Annotated in this window: 5 protein-coding genes; 3 read left to right on the plus strand and 2 right to left on the minus strand. The window is 49.3% G+C overall.

All coding sequences use genetic code 11. From position 1 onward, the window contains the following. Positions 1–79: 79 nt before the first annotated feature. A complete protein-coding gene (locus VN105_RS13105) occupies positions 80–727 on the minus strand; it encodes an alpha/beta hydrolase (protein WP_325641555.1) in 648 nt (215 codons plus the stop codon). Positions 728–739: 12 nt separating this feature from the next. Next, positions 740–1,924, minus strand: coding sequence for a sigma-54 dependent transcriptional regulator (locus tag VN105_RS13110; protein WP_325641557.1), 1,185 nt, complete (start codon positions 1,922–1,924; stop codon positions 740–742). 103 nt (positions 1,925–2,027) lie between these two features. Here VN105_RS13110 and VN105_RS13115 point away from each other — a divergent pair, with 103 nt between their 5' ends. From VN105_RS13115 to cysM, 3 genes are all read left to right on the plus strand, one after another. Next, positions 2,028–2,576: a GrpB family protein gene (locus VN105_RS13115; protein WP_325641559.1), complete on the plus strand. Its 549-nt coding sequence runs from the start codon at positions 2,028–2,030 to the stop codon at positions 2,574–2,576. A gap of 88 nt (positions 2,577–2,664) precedes the next feature. Beyond that, positions 2,665–3,477, plus strand: a complete 813-nt coding sequence (locus VN105_RS13120) for a serine O-acetyltransferase (protein ID WP_325641561.1) — start codon at positions 2,665–2,667, stop codon at positions 3,475–3,477. Between the two features lie 4 nt (positions 3,478–3,481). Beyond that, positions 3,482–4,273 (plus strand): cysteine synthase CysM (gene cysM / locus VN105_RS13125; RefSeq protein ID WP_325641563.1); only part of this gene is annotated, 792 nt, incomplete at its 3' end.

Here is a 4,273-nt window from a genome sequence, read left to right on the forward strand (position 1 = left end):
AAAAGATCGTTTATTATAATTTTTAAGTATATGGTGTACCCGGCTATGGAGTAGTTGCCGGCTTTGGGGTGATCCTGTTTCAGAGTACTTCTTCCAATATGCGGTTGATAGCCGCCGACCGGTTCAGCACCATAAAGTGGCCACCGTCGGGGATTACATGCGTAGGTTGGAGATATTTAACGGGAAAAGGCATATCAAGGGCGCCGTGGATATGTACCAGCCCTTCCGGCACCTGGTCGTTTTCCCAGTGCAGGATGGCATTTACCGCCCACCGGGTATAGGCATAGTCGCGCTTTGCCAGGTATTCATTTACCAGCATACGTTCTTCCGGTGTTTCGATATTGAGGAATTTCCTGACAATGATGTTTCGCCGCTGGTACAGCAGGCTATCAGGCAATTTGTGCAGCCGGAGCTTCTTTACCCAGTTATAGTAGGGAGGTTTTTCGGAGCTTCGTTTAATGCTTGAAAGAAGGATGTTCTTTTCCACGGGAATGTGCCGGGCTATTTCCAGGCTCATGATACCGCCAAAAGAAACGCCTACTAATGTAACCGTCCCATCAGCCGTAATATTGCGGGCCATACGGGCCGCATAACGACTGATGGGTTCATCCGGCAATGGAGCGATCCACTGCAGGTGATGCACCTGGTAGCCGGCGGGAAAACGCAGGTTGTTGAAAATGCGTTCATCCGCACCCAGTCCACTGATCAGATACAGGTGTTTTTGCATATTGTTAGCCGGTTAAGAGCTTACTTTCCTTTTGTCGCGGGCAGGCACCACGAAATCATCCACATCCTCCGCGGTAATGGTTTTACCGGAAAGGATCACCAGTCTTTCCACCACGTTTCTCAGCTCACGGATATTACCGGTCCAGTTATGGTTCTGTAAAGCCTTCATGGCGTCTTTGTCTGCTGCTTTACGGGTAATGCCATATTCATTGCAAACGCTGTCCAGGAAGCTGTCTACCAGCAAAGGTATGTCGTCCCGGCGGTCGTTCAGGGAAGGCACGTGGATCAGGATCACACTCAAACGGTGATAGAGATCGAGGCGGAAATTCTTGTTTTCCACTTCCTGCAGCAGGTCTTTATTGGTAGCGGCTACGACCCTTACATCCACGCTGATTTCTTTATCGCCGCCCACGCGGGTGATTTTCCCTTCCTGTAAAGCGCGCAGCACTTTTGCCTGGGCGCTGAGGCTCATATCGCCGATTTCGTCCAGGAAAAGGGTGCCGCCGCTGGCTTGTTCAAATTTTCCTATCCGTTGTTTTACAGCCGATGTAAAGGATCCTTTTTCGTGGCCGAACAATTCACTTTCAATGAGTTCCCCGGGAATGGCCGCGCAGTTCACTTCCACCATAGGCCCCGCTGCGCGGTTACTGCGTTCATGCAGCCACCTGGCCACCAGCTCCTTACCCACCCCGTTATCACCGGTAACCAATACTCTCGCATCTGTGGGAGCAACTTTTTCTATTGTTTCCCTGATCTTGAGGATCGGGGCTGATTGTCCTATCATTTCCGGTACCTTGTTCACCTTGCGGCGCAGGGTTTTGGTTTCGGTTACCAGGGTAGATTTATCCATTGCATTACGCAGGGTAATGAGGAGACGGTTCAGGTCGGGCGGTTTTGAAATATAATCGTAGGCGCCTTTTTTCACCGCTTCTACTGCTGTATCGATATTACCGTGGCCGGACACCATGATAATGGGAATATCCCCGTTCACTTCGCGGGCTTTCTCAAGAAATTCCAGTCCGTCCATTTTAGGCATTTTGATGTCGCAAAGAACGGCATCATATGACTTTGCCTGGAACATTTTAAATCCTTCCATTCCATCCGCAGCCTCATCTACCTTGTAACCTTCATAGGTTAAAATTTCCGTGAGTGTTTTACGGATACTTTTTTCGTCGTCTATTATTAAAATGTTAGCCATAATCAGTTTTATTTTGTACGAACCGGCGATACCCACCTTTTATACAACGGGCAAAAATAAAGATTAATCCCTTAAAATTGCATTATATCAGTGATCATTTAACATGTCGGAAACAATTGAAATATTACCATATAGCCAGCGCTGGCCGGAAGAGTTCCGGGAAATAGCCCGGGAGCTGGAGAAAGCGGCAGGAGCACATGCGCTGGCCATTGACCATATTGGTTCTACCAGCGTTCCGGGATTAGCTGCAAAAGATGTTATTGATGTACAGTTAACCGTGGCGTCACTGGACGCGCCCCTGCAGCCTGCACTGGAGCTGCTGGGATATGAGCGTAAATTGCATTTGAAAGACCATCGCCCGCCGGGCAGGGATGACCTGGCCGACGATGAACTGGAAAAACATTTTTATTTTAAGAAAAACAGGAGGGTGAACCTTCATATACGGGTGGCGGGAAAATTTAACCAGCGCTATCCTTTGCTGTGCCGCGATTACCTGCGTACGCATCCTCATGCCGCGCAGGCGTATGGAGTGGTGAAACAGCAGCTGGCAAAGTATTTTCCAAACGATGCAAACGCTTATTATGATATTAAAGATCCTGTATTTGATATACTCATGGAAGGCGCCTATATATGGGCAGACAAGAAGGCTTGAATATTAGTAAACAGTCTACTACCTTTACAGGATTAATGCGTAAATTCAGTAACTATAAAAGTGCCAATACCTGTAATTCGATCCGCATATGAATGATTTTCTGGAAGAGTTGAAGCGGCGGCACCAGCTGGCAGCGGCCAACGCTTATCCTGCCACAGGTGCAGTAGATGAATTTGTGAGCCACCTGCTAAACTGGTTATTCCCTGAACACACGGGTCAGGTGATGGCTGATCCGGTGGCGCTGGAGCGCTTTGGCCATGAGCTGGAAGCGCAGCTGCAGCAATTGCTGCAATCAATGGAAAACCAGCTGCCTGCGGATGCTGCGGGCCTGAGCCGGGATTTTATGAGTAAAGTACCGGTGATATACGATGAGCTGACAAAAGATGCTTCGGCCATCTACCAGGGCGATCCGGCGGCATCCTGTTTATACGAGGTAATCCGCGCCTATCCCGGGTTTTATGCCATTGCTTTTTACCGCATTGCGCATGCCCTGTACCGGTTGAAGATCCCCGTATTACCAAGAATGATCACCGAACTGGCGCATTCCCGTACGGGAGTGGATATTCACCCCGGCGCTGTTATTGCACCATGGTGTTGCATAGATCATGGCACCGGTATTGTGATCGGGGAAACCACTGTGATAGGACCGCATGTAAAATTGTACCAGGGGGTAACACTGGGTGCACTGAGCATTGAAAAGAGCATGGCGCGCAGCAAGCGGCATCCTACTATAGAGGAGCATGTGGTGATCTATGCCGGCGCCACCATTCTTGGCGGGGATACGGTGATAGGCCATCATAGCGTAATAGGCGGTAATGTGTGGCTGATTAAAAGTGTGGAACCTTTCTCCCGGATCTACTATAAAGCAGAACATAAATTTTCAGATACAAACCAGGATTAGTACAATGGCTTCCATCATAGATCTGATCGGCAATACGCCGATGGTAGAATTAAAGAAGATATCCGCCAACCCGGCTGTTAAGATTTTCGCGAAGCTGGAAGGCAACAATCCCGCCGGCAGCGTGAAGGACAGGGCAGCCTATGGCATGATCAAAGGTGCGCTCGACCGGGGCGATATTAAACCCGGTATGAAACTGATAGAAGCCACCAGCGGTAACACCGGTATTGCACTGGCCATGATTGCCAGCATTTTCGGTCTTGAAATAGAGCTGGTAATGCCTGCAGATGCTACGCGGGAAAGGGTGCTTACCATGGAAGTATATGGTGCAAAAGTAACGCTTACGCCAAAAGAGCTATCCATGGAAGGTTCTATTGACTACGCCAATGCACAGATGGCCAAAGGCGGCTATTATATGCTGAACCAGTTTGCCAATCCCGACAACTATGGTATGCATTATAAAACCACCGGGCCGGAAATATGGAAAGATACCAACGGCGAAGTAACCCACTTTGTGAGCGCCATGGGAACCACCGGAACCATTATGGGCGTATCGCGCTTCTTAAAGGAGCAGAACCCGGACGTACAGATCGTAGGATGTCAGCCTACCGAAGGTTCAAGGATCCCGGGCATCCGTAAGTGGCCGGAGGCTTATCTTCCAAAAATATTCGAAAGACCAAGGGTAGACCGTATCATGGATATTTCAGAAGAAGAAGCGAGGACTATGACAAAAAGACTGGCGAAAGAAGAAGCGATCTTTTGCGGCATGAGCAGCGGGGGCGCTGTGGCCGCGGCAGCA

The organism is Chitinophaga sp. (genome assembly GCF_035564935.1).
Classification (GTDB): Bacteria; Bacteroidota; Bacteroidia; order Chitinophagales; family Chitinophagaceae; genus Chitinophaga.

Excerpts from the sequence above, each read along its gene's own strand:
- VN105_RS13105 (WP_325641555.1), bottom strand. The coding sequence starts at position 727 with ATGCAAAAACACCTGTATCTGATCAGTGGACTGGGTGCGGATGAACGC.
- VN105_RS13110 (WP_325641557.1), bottom strand. The coding sequence starts at position 1,924 with ATGGCTAACATTTTAATAATAGACGACGAAAAAAGTATCCGTAAAACA.
- VN105_RS13120 (WP_325641561.1), top strand. The coding sequence starts at position 2,665 with ATGAATGATTTTCTGGAAGAGTTGAAGCGGCGGCACCAGCTGGCAGCG.
- VN105_RS13115 (WP_325641559.1), top strand. The coding sequence starts at position 2,028 with ATGTCGGAAACAATTGAAATATTACCATATAGCCAGCGCTGGCCGGAA.